The organism is Hydrogenophaga soli (assembly GCF_054777695.1).
Genome location: NZ_BAAHAK010000007.1, coordinates 81171 through 100817, shown reverse-complemented (window position 1 = coordinate 100817; position 19647 = coordinate 81171). Strand labels below are relative to the sequence as shown.

Annotated in this window: 14 protein-coding genes, 1 tRNA gene and 1 pseudogene; 13 read left to right on the top strand and 3 right to left on the bottom strand. The window is 63.2% G+C overall.

All coding sequences use genetic code 11. From position 1 onward, the window contains the following. The 3 genes from ACYVB7_RS13600 to ACYVB7_RS13590 all read right to left on the bottom strand — a co-directional run bounded on the left by ACYVB7_RS13600 (position 1) and on the right by ACYVB7_RS13590 (position 3018). A complete protein-coding gene (locus tag ACYVB7_RS13600) occupies positions 1 to 1356 on the bottom strand; it encodes an ATP-binding protein (protein ID WP_460508554.1) in 1356 nt (451 codons plus the stop codon). Further along, entirely contained in the window at positions 1349 to 2107 is a 759-nt protein-coding gene (gene ompR / locus ACYVB7_RS13595) for a response regulator transcription factor family protein (RefSeq protein ID WP_460508552.1), read from the bottom strand. Before ompR ends, ACYVB7_RS13600 begins: the two co-directional genes overlap by 8 nt. Positions 2108 to 2247: 140 nt before the next feature. Beyond that, positions 2248 to 3018, bottom strand: a complete 771-nt coding sequence (locus tag ACYVB7_RS13590; protein WP_460508871.1) for a 3-hydroxybutyrate dehydrogenase — start codon at positions 3016 to 3018, stop codon at positions 2248 to 2250. Between the two features lie 144 nt (positions 3019 to 3162). Between ACYVB7_RS13590 and ACYVB7_RS13585 the strand changes: the two genes are divergently transcribed. The 13 genes and pseudogenes from ACYVB7_RS13585 to rimP all read left to right on the top strand — a co-directional run bounded on the left by ACYVB7_RS13585 (position 3163) and on the right by rimP (position 19618). After that, positions 3163 to 4092 (top strand): alpha/beta fold hydrolase, encoded by a 930-nt coding sequence (locus ACYVB7_RS13585; protein WP_460508869.1) that lies wholly within the window; start codon positions 3163 to 3165, stop codon positions 4090 to 4092. Between the two features lie 35 nt (positions 4093 to 4127). After that, positions 4128 to 6404 (top strand): RelA/SpoT family protein, encoded by a 2277-nt coding sequence (locus ACYVB7_RS13580; RefSeq protein ID WP_460508867.1) that lies wholly within the window; start codon positions 4128 to 4130, stop codon positions 6402 to 6404. Positions 6405 to 6535: 131 nt separating this feature from the next. Continuing rightward, the gene (locus tag ACYVB7_RS13575; protein WP_460508550.1) at positions 6536 to 7732 is read left to right on the top strand and encodes a branched-chain amino acid ABC transporter substrate-binding protein; all 1197 of its coding nucleotides are present in this window, start codon (positions 6536 to 6538) and stop codon (positions 7730 to 7732) included. Positions 7733 to 7910: 178 nt separating this feature from the next. Further along, positions 7911 to 9233, top strand: a complete 1323-nt coding sequence (locus ACYVB7_RS13570) for a sugar transferase (protein ID WP_460508548.1) — start codon at positions 7911 to 7913, stop codon at positions 9231 to 9233. Between the two features lie 44 nt (positions 9234 to 9277). After that, positions 9278 to 9367 (top strand) — tRNA-Ser (locus ACYVB7_RS13565). 139 nt (positions 9368 to 9506) lie between these two features. Beyond that, positions 9507 to 11795 (top strand): Orn/Lys/Arg family decarboxylase, encoded by a 2289-nt coding sequence (locus tag ACYVB7_RS13560; RefSeq protein WP_460508546.1) that lies wholly within the window; start codon positions 9507 to 9509, stop codon positions 11793 to 11795. A 166-nt stretch (positions 11796 to 11961) separates the two neighbouring features. Further along, positions 11962 to 13791, top strand: a complete 1830-nt coding sequence (locus ACYVB7_RS13555) for an extracellular solute-binding protein (RefSeq protein WP_460508543.1) — start codon at positions 11962 to 11964, stop codon at positions 13789 to 13791. A gap of 64 nt (positions 13792 to 13855) precedes the next feature. Next, entirely contained in the window at positions 13856 to 14890 is a 1035-nt protein-coding gene (locus ACYVB7_RS13550) for a microcin C ABC transporter permease YejB (RefSeq protein WP_460508540.1), read from the top strand. An 11-nt stretch (positions 14891 to 14901) separates the two neighbouring features. Next, positions 14902 to 15930: pseudogene (locus tag ACYVB7_RS13545) on the top strand (ABC transporter permease); the annotation flags it as partial. Between the two features lie 108 nt (positions 15931 to 16038). Next, a complete protein-coding gene (locus ACYVB7_RS13540) occupies positions 16039 to 17718 on the top strand; it encodes a dipeptide ABC transporter ATP-binding protein (RefSeq protein WP_460508865.1) in 1680 nt (559 codons plus the stop codon). 116 nt (positions 17719 to 17834) lie between these two features. Further along, positions 17835 to 18578 carry a DUF2189 domain-containing protein gene (locus ACYVB7_RS13535; protein ID WP_460508538.1) on the top strand — a complete coding sequence of 248 codons (744 nt, stop codon included), beginning with the start codon at positions 17835 to 17837 and terminating at the stop codon, positions 18576 to 18578. A gap of 57 nt (positions 18579 to 18635) precedes the next feature. Continuing rightward, positions 18636 to 18857 (top strand): DUF2788 domain-containing protein, encoded by a 222-nt coding sequence (locus ACYVB7_RS13530; RefSeq protein WP_460508535.1) that lies wholly within the window; start codon positions 18636 to 18638, stop codon positions 18855 to 18857. 176 nt (positions 18858 to 19033) lie between these two features. Beyond that, on the top strand, positions 19034 to 19618 hold the full coding sequence (gene rimP, locus ACYVB7_RS13525) for an LSm family protein (protein WP_460508532.1): 585 nt from the start codon (positions 19034 to 19036) through the stop codon (positions 19616 to 19618). Positions 19619 to 19647: the final 29 nt, after the last annotated feature.

Sequence of the window (19647 nt, the reverse complement as noted above, 5' to 3'; positions counted from 1 at the left end):
TCAGGCTGGTGCCGCTCGCAGCCAGAGCGTGGCCTTCAGTCCGTGGCCCGGGGGGCTTTCCAACACCAGTTTGCCGCCCATGCGCTGGAGCAGCTTGTCCACAATGGCCAACCCCAGCCCAGCTCCGCTGGCTTGGCTGCGGGCGGTGTCCGTGCGGTAAAACGGCTGGGTCAGGCGCTCCAGCATGTCCGGGGCAACTCCCGGGCCGTGGTCTTGCAGCGTCACACACACCCAGGCGTCCTTGCGTTGCATGGACAGGTCGATGCGGGCGGTGGCCTCGTGGGTCGTGCGGCCATACTTGCCCGCGTTTTCAATCAGGTTGAACAGGGCGCGTTTGAGGTCCAGCGGATGAACACGAACGTGCAGCGGCGATGCCGATGGCTGGGTGTGAACGGCAACCGGCAGGGCGTCGGGCAATTCGGCGACCAACTGCTCGGTGAATGCGTGAACGTCGAGGGTTTCCAATGACTCCTGGGCCGCCAGTGCATCGGGGCGCGCATAGTCCATGAACTGTTGAACGATGGACTCGATTTGTGTCATGTCCGCCACCATGTCTTGCCGGGCCTGTTCGTCTGGCACGCTCATTTCCGCTTCCAACCGAAGTCTGGCCAAGGGCGTACGGACATCGTGTGAGATGCCGGCCAGCATGAGTCGGCGGTCGCGCTCCAGTGCATCCAGTTGCTTCACCATGTGATTGAAGCCCCGGTTGACCTGCTGTATTTCGGCGGTGTTGGCCTCTTCGTCCAAGCGGACCTCGCCCAGTCGCCCCTGACCCACCAGCGCGGTGGCGTCTGACAAGGCCTGCAGGGGGTGGCTGACCATGCGGGCAATGAGCGCCGCCCCGGCCAACGCGACCACCGCCGCCACCGTCAGCCAGATCAACCAGGTGTGCCCATGAATGGCGTTGACCCGCCGAGGATCCAGCAGCAACCAGTAGCTGTCGCTGTCCATGTTGAAGGCCACCCACAGACCTTCATCCCCATTGACTTCACCCGCCACGATGGAGCCCGGCCCCAGCCGTTCAGCCAGCGCGGTGGACAGGCTGCGTGTGAAGGGTGATGTGCCATAGCCCACGTAGGTGTCGGTGCGTTCGCGCGGGGAAATCTTCAGACGCTCCTCGTCGGCCAGCGTCTTGACCAACGACACGCGTGCAATCGGGTCGGCGTGCTGAAGGGCGGCCCGCGTCAGGTTGACCAGTGACGCAATCTGACTGGCGCTTTGCAGGGTCTGCGGTTCAAACTCCAGTGCCACGAAGGTTTGCACCCAAGCCAGCAAACAAATGGCGATCAGCGCCACTTGCGCCAGGAAAGTGCGCCAAAAGAGGCTCAGGCGCAACCACCCCACGCGTTCAGCCATGGACGGCGGGGTCCGGGATGAACACATAACCCACGCCCCACACGGTCTGGATGTGGCGCGGGTTGGTGGGGTCGTCCTCGATCATCTTGCGCAGGCGGCTGACCTGCACGTCCAGGCTGCGGTCATAAGCTTCTAGCTCCCGTCCCCTGGCCAACTGAGCCAACCGTTCCCGGCTCAGGGTGATTCGGGGGTGCCGAACCAGTGCCTTGAGCATGGCAAATTCGCCTGTCGTCAGGGAGATGAGGTTGCCGTCCTTGAGCAAGGTTCTGCGGCTCAGGTCCAGCTCAAAGTCACCAAACGTCACCACGCCATCGTCCGCCGCCGGGCCTCCGGGGGCTTCGGGCATGGGGCGGCGTCGCAGCACGGCATGGATGCGGGCGAGCAGCTCACGGGGATTGAAGGGTTTGGGCAGGTAGTCGTCCGCCCCCAGCTCCAGCCCCACGATTCGGTCGTTTTCGTCGCCCTTGGCCGTGAGCATGATGATGGGGGTTCTGTTCCCAGCATTGCGGAGTCGTTTGCAGACCGACAAGCCGTCTTCCCCGGGCATCATGAGGTCCAGCACGATCAGGTCCACCCCTTCTCGTTGCATCACCCGGGTCATGCTGGCCCCCCCATCGGCCACGATGGCCACGTAGCCTTGCTGGGTCAGGTAACGGCGCAGCAGGTCTCGGATGCGCTCGTCGTCATCGACCACCAGGATTTTGTCGGCCCGGTTTTTGGGGGTGTCGGCCACAGAAGGTGCGGTACTCATGGTGTTGAAAGGTGGGTCAGCTTCAGCCCCGATTCTGTGGGCTTTTCATGCCCTGATGAATGGCTGTCACACCTGCTTACAGTTGCGCACAGGTGGTCGGCCGGTGTTTTGTATTGGCGTTTGATACGCCAACAGGTGGGTCACTGCGCGGTCCAGGCTCCATCCATTTGCCAAGCCACCCCGCGGACGTTGTTGGCGGCACCCGAGCAGAAGAACACCGCCAACTCCCCCAGTTCTTCGGGCGTGGTGAACTGCAGTGAAGGCTCTTTTTCAGCCAGCAACTGGCGCTTGGCTTCCTCGTTCGAGAGCCCCAAGGCGGCCGCTTTGGCATCCACTTGCTTTTGCACCAGGGGCGTCAACACCCAACCCGGACAAATGGCGTTGCAGGTCACGCCGGTGGTGGCAGTCTCCAGGGCGGTGACCTTGGTCAATCCCAAGATGCCGTGCTTGGCCGCCACGTAAGCCGCCTTCTGTGCCGACGCCACCAGGCCATGGACCGACGCGACGTTGATGATGCGTCCCCATCCGGCCTGGAGCATGGAGGGTAGGGCCAGGCGTGTGGTGTGAAACGCACTGGACAGGTTGATGGCGATGATGGCGTCCCAACGCTCGACGGGGAAATCTTGCACGCTGGCCACGTGCTGGATGCCAGCGTTGTTGACCAGGATATCCACCTGGCCAAACTCCTGGGCGGCGGCGGCCATCATGGCTTCGATGTCTGCGGGTTTGCTCATGTCCGCACCGTGGTACCCGACACGCACGCCCAACGAGGCCACTTCCGCCTTGGCGGTTTCGATGTCACCAAAGCCATTGAGCATGATGTTGGCTCCTTGGCGTGCCAGGGCTTTGGCGATGCCCAAGCCGATGCCACTGGTGGATCCTGTGACGAGGGCGGTTTTGTTTTTCAACATCATGAATGACTCCTGATTGAGGGCGTGCAAAAGGGGTGAGCGCGAGGGTGTCCTGCAGGTCCGATTATTCCGAATATCACCCGGCCCGACGCTGACGACCCGGCGGATTTGAAAGCCTGATCGTGTTACCGTCGGCGAATGTCTTTGAATCAGCCCGTTCTTTCGTACCTCGAACGGCTTGGTCCACCCGCGGCCCGGCCCCAGACAGGACAGACGTCTTCTTCGCCTGTGAGGCGGTTGGCTTATTGGGATTGGGTGACGCCCTCGTCAGACCTGTCCCATGCCGTGGTTTGTGTGCACGGCCTGAGTCGGCAGGGGCGGGACTTTGACACCCTGGCCCGTCGGTTGAGTCCGCATGTCCGGGTCATCTGCGTGGATGCCCCAGGGCGAGGCCAGAGCGATTGGCTGGAAGATCCCATGGCTTATCAAATGCCGGTGTACGTGGCCGACATGATGGCGCTGCTGCACCGTCTGGCGGCACAAGGGGTGACCACTTTCGATTGGGTGGGGACCAGCATGGGCGGGCTCATTGGCATGCTGGTGGCGGCGCAGTCCGAGCTGCCGCTTCGTCGTCTGGTGCTGAACGACGTGGGGCCCGCGATTGAGCCGGACGCGCTGTTGCGCATTGGCGAGTACCTGGGCAAGGCCCCGGCGTTTGACCGTTTGGAGGAGGGGGCTGACTACCTGTGGTCCATCTCCCGCTCTTTTGGTCCGCACACGCCGGAGCAATGGAAGGGGCTGTCCGAACCCATGTTTCGCCGCCAAGGGGCTCAGTGGGTGTTGCATTACGACCCCGCCATTGCGGCGCCGTTCAAGGTGCACACGGCACACACTGCGGCGCAGGCGGCCCAGGAAGGGCAGGCATTGCTTTGGCAGGTTTACGAGACATTGCGTCAATCGGTGTTGCTGCTCAGGGGGGCCGAGTCGGACTTGCTCAGCGAGGAAACGGCACATCGGATGTCCATCACCGGGCCGCGAGCCACCCGGGTGGACATTGAAGGTGTGGGACACGCCCCCACACTGGTCGCAGAGCCCCAATTGGCTCTGGTACAAGCGTTCTTGTTGTCTGCATGAAAAGCATCAGCCACGAAACCGAGCAGCATGGCATCCTGAAGGCATCGACCGCAGGATGGTCTGGCCCGACCGAATCCGGTGAAACGCCCAGCCTGATCTTGACCGCCACCGCCGACAAGGACGGTGAACTGTCGGTGCCGGCCGCCCGGGCGCGGGCCTTTGCGGAACCACTGCTGGCCAATGCCGAGCTGGACACGGGTGAAAACATCCTGGCGCACGCCGATGCCGTGGTGGGCATCCTGGAGGTCATTGGCGGCTCGGAGGCCATGAAAACGTCGTGCTACCTGGTCTACGCCTGGGAGCACCTGAACCGTCCGCGGGACGTCATCGCGAAAGCGTTTGGCACGGGCTACGCCGACCTGGCCGATGAAGCCTCCCGTTTGATCCAATTGCAGCGCCAGGCCCGCTTGATGGCCAAGCAGGCTCGACAGGACCGAACGGAATCGGTTTCCCTGGACGCCCACCCTGCCCCCAAGCCGCCGGTGTCCGAGTTGGCGGCCAGTCAGACCGAAAACATCCGAAAGATGTTGCTGGCGTTTTCGCGAGACCTGCGGGTGGTGATGCTGCGCCTGGCATCGCGCCTGCAAACGCTGCGGTATTTCGCGGCCAGCAAGCGCCTTCCCCCTCATGAGTTGGCGTGGGAAGCCTTGCACGTGTTTGCCCCTTTGGCCAACCGGCTGGGGATTTGGCAGATCAAGTGGGAGTTGGAGGATTTGGCATTCCGGTTCCTGGAGCCGGAGAACTACAAGCAGATTGCCCGCATGCTGGACGAAAAGCGCACAGAGCGGGAAACCTACATGATGGGCTTGCGTGCGCAGTTTGAATCTGAACTGGCGGCGCAACACATCGATGCACAGGTCCAAGGGCGGCCCAAGCACATCTACAGCATTGCCAAGAAAATGCGCGGCAAGTCGCTGGACTTTGGGCGGGTGTTCGACATCCGGGCCGTGCGCGTGGTGGTGAGCACGGTGGCCGATTGTTATGCCGTGCTGGCCTGGGTGCACGACCGCTTCACCCCCATCGCGGAAGAGTTTGACGACTACATTGCGCAACCCAAGCCCAATGGCTACCAGTCGCTGCACACGGTCGTGAGAGACGGGCAGGGGCGTGCCATTGAAGTCCAGATTCGAACGCAGGACATGCACGACCATGCCGAACATGGGGTTGCGGCCCATTGGGCTTACAAGGAAGCTGGGGCCAAGGGTTATGCCGGTGTCTCGGCGTCGTCGGAGTACGACAACAAAATTGCGGTGTTGAGGCAGTTGCTGGCGTGGGAGCAGGACATCAGTGGCACCACGTCGGCGTTGTTTGACGACCGGATATACGTGTTCACCCCGGACGCATCCATCGTCGAGCTTCCTGCGGGAGGAACGCCGGTGGATTTCGCCTACACCGTTCACACCCAACTGGGGCACCGTTGCCGTGGAGCCAAGGTGGACGGGGTCATGGTTCCGTTGAACACCCCGCTCAAAAGTGGGCAAACCGTGGAAATCCTGGCAGCCAAGGAAGGCGGACCGTCTCGCGACTGGATCAACGCCGACCTGGGCTACCTTGCCAGCCCGCGTGCCCGCGCCAAGGTGCGCGCCTGGTTCAACTCATTGGCGTTGGAATCCACCATTGCACGCGGCAGGGAGGCGGTTGAAAAGCTGCTTCAGCGCGAAGGAAAGACCTCGCTGGCGCTGGATGACTTGGCGCTGCAAATGGGGTTTTCCAGCAGTCAGCAGTTGTTTGAGGTGGTGGGCAAGGACGAGCTGTCGCTCAAGGCGGTGGAGAGCCAGTTGTCGCCGCCCGAGGCCTCATTGCCTGAAGATGCCGTGCCCGTGGTCCAGGCGCGCAAGAGCACCTCGCAGTCGGGTGGGCAGGTCCTGGTGGTGGGTGTGGACAGCATGCTCACGCAGCTGGCCAAGTGTTGCAAACCCGTGCCGCCGGACGCCATTGGGGGGTTTGTCACCCGTGGAAAAGGGGTGAGCATTCACCGAGCGGATTGCCATGACTTCCGTTATTTGGTCCGGACGCATCCCGATCGGGTGATCTCCGTGCAATGGCGCCAGCAACGTGCGCCAGGTGCAGGCCACGGGGTGTTTTACCCGGTGGATGTTGCCGTGGAGGCCAGGGACCGGCAGGGCTTGCTGCGGGACATCTCCGAAGTCTTTTCCAAGGAGAAAATCAATGTGATCGGGGTGCAAACGCAGTCGATGAGGGGAATGGCTTCCATGACGTTCACCGCGGAAGTGTCCGACTCATCCCGGGTCAAGCGTGTGTTGCAAAGCCTCAAGGACGTGGAAGGTGTTCAAACCGCACGCCGCAAGTGATTTTGGAGTCGCAAGTCTTCTTCACTCCCAAGCCGCCCATTGATTTTCGAGTAAGGTGCACAACCATGCGATCCACCGCGTCGCATGCCCTGTCCATTGGCGGTTTTGGCTCACTTCATTTGAGGATTCTTATGCACCCAACATTGAAACTTGCCGTGATTGCTGCGGCTGTCGCATTGGCCGCTTGCGGCAAGAAGGATGAGGCTCCGGCCACCGGTGCTTCCGCTGGCGCAGCGTCCGCTTCCAGCGGTGCTGGACTGGTGGTGAAAATTGGCCATGTGGGCCCCACCAGTGGGGCGATTGCCCACTTGGGCAAAGACAATGAAAACGGTGCCCGCATGGCGGTCGACGAGCTCAATGCCGCTGGCATCAAGATTGGTGACAAGGTCGCCAAGTTTGAGCTGCTGGCCGAAGACGATGCCTCTGACCCCAAGCAGGGTACGGCCGCAGCCCAAAAGCTGATCGACGCCAAGGTCAATGGCGTGGTGGGCCACCTGAACTCAGGCACCACCATCCCCGCCTCGTCGCTCTACAGCCAAGCCGGGTTGCCGCAGATTTCTCCGTCGGCCACCAACCCCAAATACACGCGCCAGGGCTTCAAGACCACCTTCCGGGTGGTGGCGGATGACGTGCACCTGGGCTCCACGCTGGGGCGTTACGCGATTGAAACCCTCAAGGCCAAGAACGTGGCGGTGATCGACGACCGCACCGCTTATGGCCAAGGGGTGGCCGACGAGTTTGAGAAGGCGGTTGCGGCGGCGGGTGGCAAGGTGGTGGGCCGCGAGTTCACCAACGACAAGGCCACCGACTTCAATGCGATCCTGACCACCTTGAAGGGCAAGAAGCCCGATGTGGTGTTCTTTGGCGGCATGGACGCGGTGGCCGGCCCCATGCTCAAGCAGATGAAGCAACTGGGCGTCAAAGCCAAGTTCATGGGCGGTGACGGCATTTGCTCCGGCGAATTGCCCAAGCTGGCCGGTGACGGCTTGGGTGACGAGCAGGTCTACTGCGCCGAAGCCGGTGGTGTGGAAGGCGAAGAAAAAGCGGGCATGGAGAAGTTCCGTACCGACTTCAAGGCCAAGTTCGGGTCCGATGTTCAGGTGTATGCCCCGTATGTTTATGACGCCGTGAAGGTGATGGTTGACGCCATGGTGCGTGCAGGTTCGGCTGCCCCTGAGAAATACCTCCCCGCATTGGCCGCCACCAATGGCTACAAGGGCGTGACTGGCACCATCGCCTTTGACGAAAAGGGCGACATCAAGAACGGTGCACTCACCCTGTTCACCTATAAGAAGGGCGTGCGTGAGTCCCTGGCTGTGGTTCGCTGACCCCACATCCCTGACTTAGTTCTCAAAAAAGCCACCGGAAGGTGGCTTTTTTGTTGGTGTTGCGGAAACCCACAGGAAGCTGCAATGACAAGCCACCATAATGGTTCGGCAGGGGAGTCAACGTTGGACGAAAGGTCGTCAGTTGGGTACGTTCAGGCTGCGAAAAAGCGCCTCCTTCATGGGTTTTGCGGTTCAGTGGTCCGACTGGACCGCTTTTGCTTTGGCGGGCGTGCTCGCCTACATGTGGCGGTTTCGGGAATCGTTTGCTGAGGCCCCGGGCTCGGTCATCCAGCTGTTGCTTGCATCGTCTTTTCTGATGATGCTGACGTCATCGCTGGTGTACCGCGCATGGCGCGGCGGGCAATTGCCGGCCATGCTTGGGCGGGTGGCCTTGGCGTGGATCATCACCTGGGGCATGGTCATGACCTGGCTGGTGCTGACCAAGACCAGCGAGGACTACTCGCGGATTTGGCTGGGAACCTGGGCCCTGGGAGGGCTGTTGCTCACCTGGTTGGGGCGGGTGTCCTTGTATTTCTTCATGTCCTGGCTGCAGGGCACGGGCGTGAACGAGTTGCGGGTGTTGCTGGTGGGCTCAGGCCGCTCCATCCAGGACATCCGGCGGCGGGTCAAGGCCTCGGCCTGGACTGGCTACAAGGTGGTGGGGGTTACGCTTGGCGACAGCACCAAGATGTTGGAAGAGGTGGTGGCCAAACTCAACCCCGACGAAGTCTGGATCTGCCAGCAGCCGGGCGACATGAAAGCGGCCGAGAACGTGTTGCACACACTTCGCCACAGCACGGCCAACATCCGCCTGGTGCCCGACCTGACCATGTTGCAGTTGGTCAACCACGGGGTGTCCATTGTGGTGGGGGTGCCCATGCTGGACATTTCCAGCTCCCCCATGGAGGGGGGCAACCAGCTGGTCAAGTGGTTGGAGGACAAGATCCTGGGCTTGCTCATCCTCACCCTCATTTCGCCGTTGTTGCTGGTGATTGCGGCGGCGGTCAAGCTCACGTCCAGCGGTCCGGTCATCTTCAAGCAAAAGCGGCTGGGCTGGAACAGCGAGACCATTGACGTCTACAAATTCCGCAGCATGTACGTGCACCAGGAAGACCTGGGTGTGACCCAGGCCACCCGGGGCGACAGCCGCATCACCCCGCTGGGGCGCTTCTTGCGGGCCACCAGCCTGGATGAGCTGCCCCAGTTCATCAACGTGCTGCAAGGCAGCATGAGCATCGTGGGGCCACGCCCCCATGCCATTGCCCACAACATGGAGTACCGCGAACTGATTCCCCGCTACATGCTGCGCCACAAGGTCAAGCCCGGCATCACGGGGTGGGCACAGGTCAATGGACTTCGCGGTGAAACCGACACGCTGGAGAAGATGGAGGCGCGGGTGCGTGCCGACATCTATTACATCGAGCACTGGTCGTTGTGGTTTGACCTTCGCATCATCTTCATGACGGTGTTCAAAGGGTTCACCGGCGAAAATGCCTACTGAGCTTCAAAACATCGCCAAAATGTGGCTATAATTTGAGGCTTCGCGGAGAGGTGGATGAGCGGTTTAAGTCGCACGCCTGGAAAGCGTGTGTGGGGTAAAACTCACCGCGGGTTCGAATCCCGCCCTCTCCGCCAGGGCTTGTTTGCAAAATAAACAAGTTTCACGAAATTGAAAGCCACTGGAGTCAAGATCAGTGGCTTTTTTGTTGTCTGTGCATGTCGTTTTCCGTTCCATGGCATGCGCGTTGTCGCCTTTTCGCTCTGAGGCCCGGACATGAAATTTCGCTTCCCCATCGTCATCATCGACGAAGACTACCGCTCTGAAAACACCTCAGGCCTGGGCATCCGCGCCTTGGCCCAGGCCATCGAAGCCGAGGGCTTCGAGGTGGTGGGTGTGACCACCTACGGTGACCTGAGCCAGTTTGCCCAGCAGCAAAGCCGCGCCAGCGCCTTCATCCTGTCGATCGACGACGAAGAATTTACCCCCGGCCCGGACCTGGACCCCGCGGTGCTGAACCTGCGCAACTTCATCGAGGAAGTGCGCTGGAAAAACGCCGATGTGCCCATCTACATCCACGGCGAAACCAAGACCAGCCGCCACCTGCCCAACGACATCCTGCGCGAGCTGCACGGTTTCATCCACATGTTTGAGGACACGCCCGAATTTGTGGCGCGTCACATCATCCGTGAGGCGAAAAGCTACCTGGAAAGCATCCAGCCGCCGTTCTTCAAGGCGCTGCTCGACTACGCCGAAGACGGTTCCTACTCGTGGCACTGCCCCGGGCACTCCGGTGGCGTGGCCTTTCTCAAGAGCCCCATCGGTCAGATGTACCACCAGTTCTACGGTGAAAACATGCTGCGCGCCGACGTGTGCAACGCCGTGGAAGAACTGGGCCAGCTGCTGGACCACAACGGCGCCATCGGCGCCAGCGAACGCAACGCCGCCCGCATCTTCAATGCGGACCATTGCTTCTTTGTGACCAACGGCACCAGCACCAGCAACAAGATCGTGTGGCACCACACGGTGGCACCGGGCGACGTGGTGGTGGTGGACCGCAATTGCCACAAAAGCAACCTGCACGCCATCATCATGACCGGCGCGATTCCGGTCTTCCTCAAGCCCACGCGCAACCACTGGGGCATCATCGGCCCGATTCCGCAAAGCGAGTTCGAGATCGACGCCATCAAGGCCAAGATCCGCTCCAACCCGCTGCTGGCCGGGGTGGATGCCGATGCGGTCAAGCCCCGCATCCTGACGCTCACGCAGTCCACCTACGACGGGGTGCTGTACAACACCGAAACCATCAAGGAGATGCTGGACGGCTACGTCAGCAACCTGCACTTTGACGAGGCCTGGTTGCCCCATGCGGGCTTCCACCCCTTCTATGGCAGCTTCCACGCCATGGGCAAGAAGCGGGCGCGTCCCAAGGAGTCGGTGGTGTACTCCACCCAGTCCATCCACAAGCTGCTGGCGGGCATCAGCCAGGCCAGCCACGTGCTGGTGCAGGACTCCCAGGCCACCAAGTTGGACCGTCATCTGTTCAACGAGTCGTACCTGATGCACACCAGCACCAGCCCGCAGTACGCCATCATCGCCAGCTGCGACGTGGCCGCCGCCATGATGGAGCCGCCCGGCGGGCGTGCCCTGGTGGAGGAAAGCCTGCTGGAGGCGCTGGACTTCCGCCGCGCCATGCGCAAGGTGGACGACGAGTTCGGGGCCGACGAATGGTGGTTCCAGGTCTGGGGCCCCGAGGTGCTGGCCGACGAAGGCATTGGCCGCGCCAGCGACTGGGTGCTCAAAGGCACCGAGGGCATGAGCGAAGCCGCCACCAGCAAGACCTGGCACGGCTTTGGCGACATGGCCCCGGGCTTCAACATGCTGGACCCGATCAAGGCCACCATCGTCACGCCCGGCCTGGACCTGGACGGCAGCTTTGCCGACACCGGCATTCCGGCCAGCATCGTCACCAAGTTCCTGGCCGAACACGGTGTGGTGGTGGAAAAGACGGGGCTCTACAGCTTCTTCATCATGTTCACCATCGGCATCACCAAGGGCCGCTGGAACACGCTGCTGACCGCGCTGCAACAGTTCAAGGACGACTACGCCAAGAACCAGCCCATGTGGCGCACCATGCCGGAGTTCTGCCAGAAGCACCCGCGCTACGAGCAGATGGGCCTGCGCGACCTGTGCCAGCACGTGCACGCGCTGTACGCCAAGCACGACATTGCCCGCCTGACCACGGACATGTACCTGAGCGAGCTGACCCCGGCCATGAAGCCCAGCGACGCCTTTGCCCACATTGCGCACCGCACCACCGAGCGTGTGGGCATTGACGAGCTGGAAGGCCGCGTGGCCACCAGCCTCATCACGCCGTACCCGCCGGGCATCCCGCTGCTGATCCCGGGCGAGGTGTTCAACAAGAAGATCGTGGACTACCTCAAGTTCAACCGCGAGTTTGCCAAGGCCTGCCCCGGCTTCGAGACCGACATCCACGGCCTGGTGGAGACCACCAACGCCGATGGCATCAAGACCTACTTCGCCGACTGCGTGAAGCGGGCCTGACGGCCCCGGGGCCAGCACCCGCACACGGCGCTGGGTTTACTCCTGAAAACATAGCTTCTTGCGCTTATTGATAAAGCGCTAGAGGCTATTTTTATATGTAGCTTCTGAGGTCCTCGCAAAGGGCCCCAAAACCCGTGTGCCCGGGTGGAGCATGCACAATGCCGCCATGCGACTTTTGCAGCTTGTCACCGCCACCGCCCTGGCCGTTCTGGGGGCCACCGCCGCCGCCCCGCCAGCCTGGGCCGCCCACGGCTATGCCCTGTGGGGCGACCTGAAGTACCCGGCAGGTTTCGCCCATTTCGACTACGTCAACCCGCAGGCCCCCAAGGGTGGCGAAATCCGGCTGGTCAGCAACCAGCGAACGTCCACCTTCGACAAGTACAACCCCTTCACCCTCAAGGGCGCGGCGCCTGCTTACCTGTCGGAGCTGCTGTTCGAAAGCCTGCTGATCGGTTCCTTGGACGAAACCGCCTCGGCCTACGGCCTGCTGGCCGAAGACGTGAGCGTGGCCCCCGATGGCTTGTCGGCCACCTTCCGGCTGCGGCCCGAGGCGCGTTTCCACAACGGCGACCCGGTGCTGGCCCGCGACGTGAAACACAGCGTGGACACGCTGCTGGGCCCGCACACCTCACCCGCCTACAAAACCCTGCTGGACGACGTGGTCGGGGTGGAGGTGCTGGGCAACCCGGCCCAGAGCCGCGAGGTGCGCTTTCGCTTCAAACGCGCCAACCGCGAGCTGCCGCTGACCGTGGGTGCTCTGCCCGTGTTCAGCCACCGTTGGGGCGAGGGCAAACCCTTCAGCGAGGTGGTGACCGAAGAGCCCGTGGGCAGTGGCCCGTACCGCGTTGGCCCGGTGCGCTTTGGCAAGGACATCACCTACGTGCGCGACCCCCGGTACTGGGGCCAGAAGCTCAACGTGCGCCAAGGCACGGGCAACTTCGAGCGCGTCACCGTCAAGATCTACAAGGACAACACCGCCCGGCTGGAGGCGCTGAAGGCCGGTGAGTTTGACGTGCAGCGCTTTTTCTCGGCGGGCGACTGGGCGCGGCGTGTCACCGGCCGCCCCTTTGACCGCGGCGATTTGGTCAAGCTGGAACTGCCCCACCGCCTGCCCACCGGTTTTCAGAGCTACGTGCTCAACACCCGCAAACCGTGGTTGGCCGATGTGCGGGTGCGTCAGGCCCTGGGCCTGGCGCTGGACTACGAGTGGATGAACCGCCAGATGTTCTACGGCGCCTACCAGCGGGTGAAGGGCCTGTTCGGCAACACCGATTGCCAGGCCACGGGGGAACCGAGCGCCGCGGAGTTGACCTTGCTGAATCCGTGGCGTGCGCAACTGCCATCCACCGTCTTTGGCCCCATGGCCGAGCCGCCCCGCACCGACGGCGCCCACAGCCTGCGCGACAACCTGCGCCAGGCCCGCCAGTTGCTGGCCGATGCCGGGTGGACCTACCGCGACGGTGCCCTGCGCAACGCCCAAGGCCAGGCCCTGGAGCTGGAGTACCTGGACAGCGCCGAGACCGGTGCCCGGGTGGTGACCCCGTGGATGCGCAACCTCGAAAAGCTGGGCATTCGCCTGCAGTTCCGCCCGGTGGACTTTGCGCTGTACCAGCAGCGGCTGGACAAGTTCGAGTTCGACATCACCAGCATTGCCTACCCCGGCACCGCCAACCCCGGCCAGGAGTTTGCCGACCTGTTCGGCAGCAAGGCGGCTGACACCGAAGGCTCGGGCAACCTGCCGGGGCTGAAAAATCCGGCGGTTGACACCCTGGTCCGTGCCATGACCGAGGCCAAGACCCGCGACCAGCTGCTGCCCGCCTGCCGGGCGCTGGAGCGGGCGGTGGTGCACCAGCATGTGCTGATTCCGCAATGGTCGTCCACCACCCACCGGCTGGTCTACAACCCGCACCGGCTGGAACGCCCGGCCCAGATGCCCGCGCACACCTCGCAGGTGGAGTCCTGGGTGATCGACACCTGGTGGAGCAAGAATCAATGATCAAAATGGCATCCAGCGCTTTTTATACAAGCGCAAGCAGCTATTGTTTTGTGAGTGAATGACCATGTGGACCTACATTGCCAAGCGCCTGCTGCTGATGGTGCCTACGCTGCTGGGGGTGCTGTTGCTCACCTTTGTGGTCATCCAGTTTGTGCCCGGCGGGCCGGTGGAGCAGTACCTGGCCGAAGCCAAGGCCGCGGCCCCGGGGGCCACGGGCGGGGAGGGCGGTGGCCTGAGCTACCGCGGTGGTCAGGGCGTGGACCCCAAGCGGCTGGAGCAGATCAAGGCGCTCTACGGCTTTGACAAACCCGCGCACGAGCGTTTTGTGCAGATGCTGGGCCAGTTCGCCCGGTTTGACCTGGGTCGCAGCTTCTTCCAGAACAAGGACGTGTGGACCCTGGTGCTGGACAAGCTGCCGGTCTCCATCAGCCTGGGGCTGTGGACCTTTGTCATCAGCTACGCGGTGGCCGTGCCCCTGGGCGTGGCCAAGGCGGTGCGGGCGGGCAGCCGGTTTGACCTGGTCACCACCCTGGTGCTGCTGGCGGGTTATGCCATTCCCGGCTTTGTGCTGGGCGTGGCCCTGCTGGTGATTTTTGGCGGGCAGTTGCAGTGGTTTCCGCTGCGGGGACTCACCTCGCCCAACTGGGAGGAGCTGAGCTGGGGTGCCCGCGTGGTGGACTACCTGTGGCACATCGCCTTGCCCGTCACCGCCATGGTGCTGGGCAGCTTTGCGGTGACCGCCATGCTGACCAAAAACGCCTTCCTGGAGGAAATCCGCAAGCAATACGTGTTGACCGCCCGGGCCAAGGGCCTGAGCGAGCGCCAGGTGCTGTGGCGGCATGTGTTCCGCAATGCGCTCATCCCCATCGTCACCGGTTTTCCAGCGGCCTTCATCGGGGCGTTTTTCACCGGCAGCCTGCTGATCGAAACGCTGTTTTCGCTGGACGGGCTGGGCCTGCTGAGTTTTGAAAGCGTCATCCGCCGCGACTATCCCGTGGTGCTGGGCACGCTGTACCTGTTCACGCTGATCGGGCTGGTCACCAAGCTCGTCAGCGACCTCTGTTACGTGTGGGTGGACCCCCGCGTCAAGTTCGATTGAGGGGCCGCTGCATGACGTCCATGGCCTCCCCATCGCCCACCCGCCGCGCCTGGCAGCGCTTCAAACACAACCGCCTGGGCTACTGGAGCCTGCTGGTCTTTGGCCTGCTGGTGGCCTTGAGCCTGATGGCCGAACTGGTCAGCAACGACCGCCCGCTGCTGGTCCGCCACCAGGGCCAGTGGTACACCCCGCTGTGGGTGGACTACCCGGAAACCACCTTCGGGGGCGACTTTCCCACCCCCGCCGACTACCTGGACCCCTTCATCCAGCAGCAGCTGAACCAGCCCGGCAGCTGGGCGCTGTACGCCCCCAACCGCTATGGGGCCAAAACCCTCAACTACTTTGCCACGCAGCCCAACCCGGCCCCGCCCAGCACCGCCAACTGGCTGGGCACCGACGACCGCGGGCGAGACCTGCTGGCCCAGCTGCTCTACGGCTTTCGGGTGAGTGTGTTGTTTGCGCTGGCCCTCACCGCCAGCGGCGTGGCCCTGGGCGTGATCACGGGGGCGATTCAAGGCTACTTTGGCGGCAAGACGGACCTGGCCTTCCAGCGCTTCATGGAAATTTGGGGCTCCATGCCCGAGCTGTACCTGCTCATCATCTTTTCGGCGGTGCTGGCCCCCAGCGTGGCCTTGCTGCTGGTGCTGCTGAGCCTGTTCGGGTGGATGGGCCTGAGCGACTACGTGCGCGCCGAATTCCTGCGCAATCGGCAGATGGACTACGTGCGCGCCGCCCGCGCCATGGGCGTGGGGCACTGGCACATCATCACCCGGCACATCCTGCCCAACAGCCTGACGCCCGTGGTCACCTTCCTGCCGTTTCGCATGAGCGGGGCCATTCTGGCGCTGACCAGCCTGGACTTTCTGGGCCTGGGCGTGCCACCCGGCACCCCCAGCCTGGGCGAGCTGCTGTCGCAAGGCAAGAACAACATCGACGCTTGGTGGATTTCCCTCAGCACCTTTGGCGTGCTGGTGGTCACGTTGCTGCTGCTCACTTTCATGGGCGATGCCCTGCGCGACGCGCTGGACCCGCGCAAGGCCAGCGACGCCGATGCCGAGCCTTCCACCCCCACGGAGGATGGGCGTGCTGCAGCCCCGGCCCCAGCGCTCGCTGCCACCGCCACTGCCATTCCCCCGGCGCGGTCTGACGTGCCGCCGTCCGCTGCGTCCGCCCCCTTGCTGCGGGTGAGTGGCTTGGGCATCGCCTTCGGCCCCCAGGCCGTGGTGCGCGGGGTGGACTTCGAGCTGCACGCGGGCGAACGCCTGGCGCTGGTGGGCGAGTCGGGTTCCGGCAAAACCCTCACCGCCCTGGCGCTGCTGGGCCTGGTGCCCGGCGGCACGGTCACGGGGCAGGTTGAGTTGGACGGGCGCCAGCTGTTGGCGCTGTCGGAACCCGAATGGCAAGGCGTGCGCGGTGGCGATGTGGCCATGGTGTTCCAGGAGCCCATGACCGCCCTCAACCCCCTCATGACGGTGGGTGAGCAGATTGCTGAAGTTTTTCAGCAAAAAATGGCTCTATCGCTTGATGTGGCTGTGAAGGGTGGTATTGATTTGTTGGCTTCCGTGGGCCTGCCCGAACCTGCGCAGCAAGCCCGCGCCTACCCGCACCAGCTCAGCGGCGGGCAGCGGCAGCGGGTGCTGATCGCCATGGCCCTGGCGGGCAACCCCAAGCTGCTGCTGGCCGACGAGCCCACCACCGCCTTGGACGTGAGCCTGCGCGGTCAGGTGCTGGAGTTGCTGGCCACCCAGCAAAAGCAGCGGGGCATGGCCTTGCTGCTCATCACCCACGACCTGCAACTGGTGCGCCAGCACGCCGACCGCGTGGCGGTGATGGAGCGGGGTGTGCTGGTGGAGCAAGGCCCGGTGGCCCAGGTGTTCGCGCATCCCCAACACCCCTACACCCGCAAACTGCTCGACAGCCGCCCCGAACGTGACCCGCAAGCCCCGCCCGTGACGGACCTGGGTGCCTGCGTCCCGGTGTTGCAGGGGCAGGGCCTCAGCGTGGCCTACCCGGTGCGCCGCGCCGGTTGGCGCGCGGGGTGGGGGCACGACCACCGGTGCGTGCTCCAGGCCACCGATTTCGCGCTGCTGCCCGGGCAGACCCTGGCGGTGGTGGGCGAATCGGGTTCCGGCAAGTCCACCTTGGCGTTGGCCGCGCTGAACCTGCTGTCGGGCGTGGCCCGGGTGGACGGGCGGGTGTGGCTGGAGGGGCAGCCTTGGGCCGCGTCCGCGTTGGCGCTGCGGCGTCAGCGTCAGCGGGTGCAGGTGGTGTTCCAGGACCCGTTTTCGTCGCTCTCGCCGCGCATGACGGTGGAGCAAATCGTGGGCGAAGGACTGGAACTCCACCAGCCCCAGTGGGACGCCACCCAGCGCCGCTGGCGCGTGGCCCAAGCCCTGGCCGAGGTGGGGCTGCTGCCCCCGTGGGCGCAAGGGGTTGGTGCGCCTGCCGCCGCCGGGGCGTTGCCGCCTCAGGCACAGGCCCTATTGCAGCGTTACCCACACCAATTCTCCGGGGGGCAGCGCCAGCGGCTGGCCATTGCCCGTGCCCTGGTGGTGGACCCGGTCGTGCTGGTGCTGGACGAACCCACCAGTGCCCTGGACGTGACCGTGCAAAAGCAGGTGCTGACCTTGCTGCAGCGCTTGCAGCGTGAACGCGGCCTGAGTTATTTGCTCATCACCCACGACATGGCGGTGGTCCAGGCCATGGCCCACCGGGTGATGGTGTTGCAGGCGGGCCAGGTGGTGGAGTCGGGTTCCGTGCACGAGGTGTTTGAGCAAGCGCAGCAGCCGTACACCCAGCGTTTGATTGCCGCGGCCCTGGGCGCTTGACCACGGGGCAGGGGCATGGGCTTGTCCCCAGCGGGGGCAGGGGTGTCAGCGTTTACCCGGGGATTCAAATTTCCTACCCGGATTAAACTGACCAGTCAATGAGCTTCATCAACACCATGCCTCCTTTGCCCGCTCGCAGCGTGGACATGAACGCCCCGTTCCGTTGGCTTGCGCTGGGGTGGAAAGACTTTGTTCGCAACCCGGTGCCGGGCTTGGTGCACGGAGGCTTGTTGGCGTTGTTTGGCTGGCTGCTGATTGTCTTGGCTGGCCATCGCTTCTGGCTGTTGGCAGGGGCGTTTTCGGGCTTCATGATCGTGGCGCCCATCCTGTCCACCGGTCTCTACCTTGTCAGCCGCGAATGTGCCAAGGGGCAATGTGTGGGCATGGGGGAGGTGGTGAAGGTGTGGCGCTCGCTCGACGGGCGCTTGATCGTTTTCGGCCTGTTGCTGGGGTTGGCGGGCACGGGCTGGGTCATGACCTCCGCCTCGCTCATCACGGCGTTGTCGCCGGTGCCCATCCAAAGCCCTGCTGATTTTTTGCGGCACATCGTCCTGAGCCCCGCCGTGGGCCTGTTCGAAACCTGGTTGTTTCTGGGGGGTATCTTGGCGGCACCCATGTTTGCCTCCAGCGTGGTGGCCATTCCCATGCTGGTGGATCGGCCTGTGGGTGTGCGCGATGCGGTGCTGGCCAGCTGGAACGCCGTGGGTCTGTCGCCCTTGCCCTTGGCCCTGTGGGCGGTGTTGATCATGGTGATCACCGCCGCAGCCATGGCCACGGCCTTGGTGGGTTTGCTGGTGGCGGTTCCGGTGCTGGGCCATGCCAGCTGGCACGCTTACGTGGAACTGACTGACGCGGCTTGAGCGATACTCGCGCTCTTGCCTTGCATTGGCAACGGTGCCGATGCGTCAGTTCAAACCATGGAAAACACCATCTTCGGGTACACCGAAAGCCAAATTGCGCAGTTTGGTCTTTCGGTGGGCGTCACCGCGTTCATCTTGTACATGCTGTTCATCGTGGCCAATCTGGCCATTGAGGCCAAGGCAGGCAAGTTCGGCACTTTCATTCTTTTTCTGGTGCTGTCGTTCGGCATGTTGGGCTTTGTGGCCAAGAACATCATCCAGTGGGTGTTGAACATGTGAGCGTTCGGTGCTGGTGTGGCGCCAGATGGCGGGTAAAAACACATCCCAGGTGTTGCTTGGTGCCGCGCCTCGCGCTACAATACGAACTTCACGACCAAACGGGCGGGTAATCACCGCCCGTTTTTTTTGGTCAATTCACTTGTGAAGTTTTTGTTGTAGGAACGGCGCATCCATCCATGGCGTGGCAAAACTCGGTTGAACAAACGGTCGTTGGACTTGGGTATGACCTGGTCGAGATTGAACGTTCTGCAGGCGGTTTGCTCCGGATCACCATCGACATGCCCTACACCGCCGGACAAGCGCAGCAGTTTGTGACGGTGGAGGACTGTGAAGTCGTGACCCGCCAACTGCAATACCTGCTCGAAGTCGAGCAGGTTGACTACAAGCGGCTCGAAGTGGGCTCGCCCGGCATTGACCGCCCGTTGCGGCATGCCGCTGACTTTGCCCGTTTTGTGGGTGAAACCGTCGACATCACGCTCAAGCAGCCGATTGGGGTCACCGGGTCCGACGTGGCCGCCAACCGCAAGAAATTTCGCGGCACGCTGGAAGCCGCAGAAACCGAGGGGCACTGGCAGGTGGTGTGGTCCGATGCCCCCGCCGTCAAGCCCGGGCAGCGCGTCAGCAAAAAGCGGGCGCCCGCTCCCTTGCAAGCCCTGCAATTCACGCTGGATGACATTCGCGAAGCCCGTTTGGCCCCGGTGGTGGACTTCAAGGGGCGCAAAGCCAATTCCGCTTCTCCTGCAGACAATTCCGCACAGTGAACCCCATCAACCCCGACATTTTGACGACA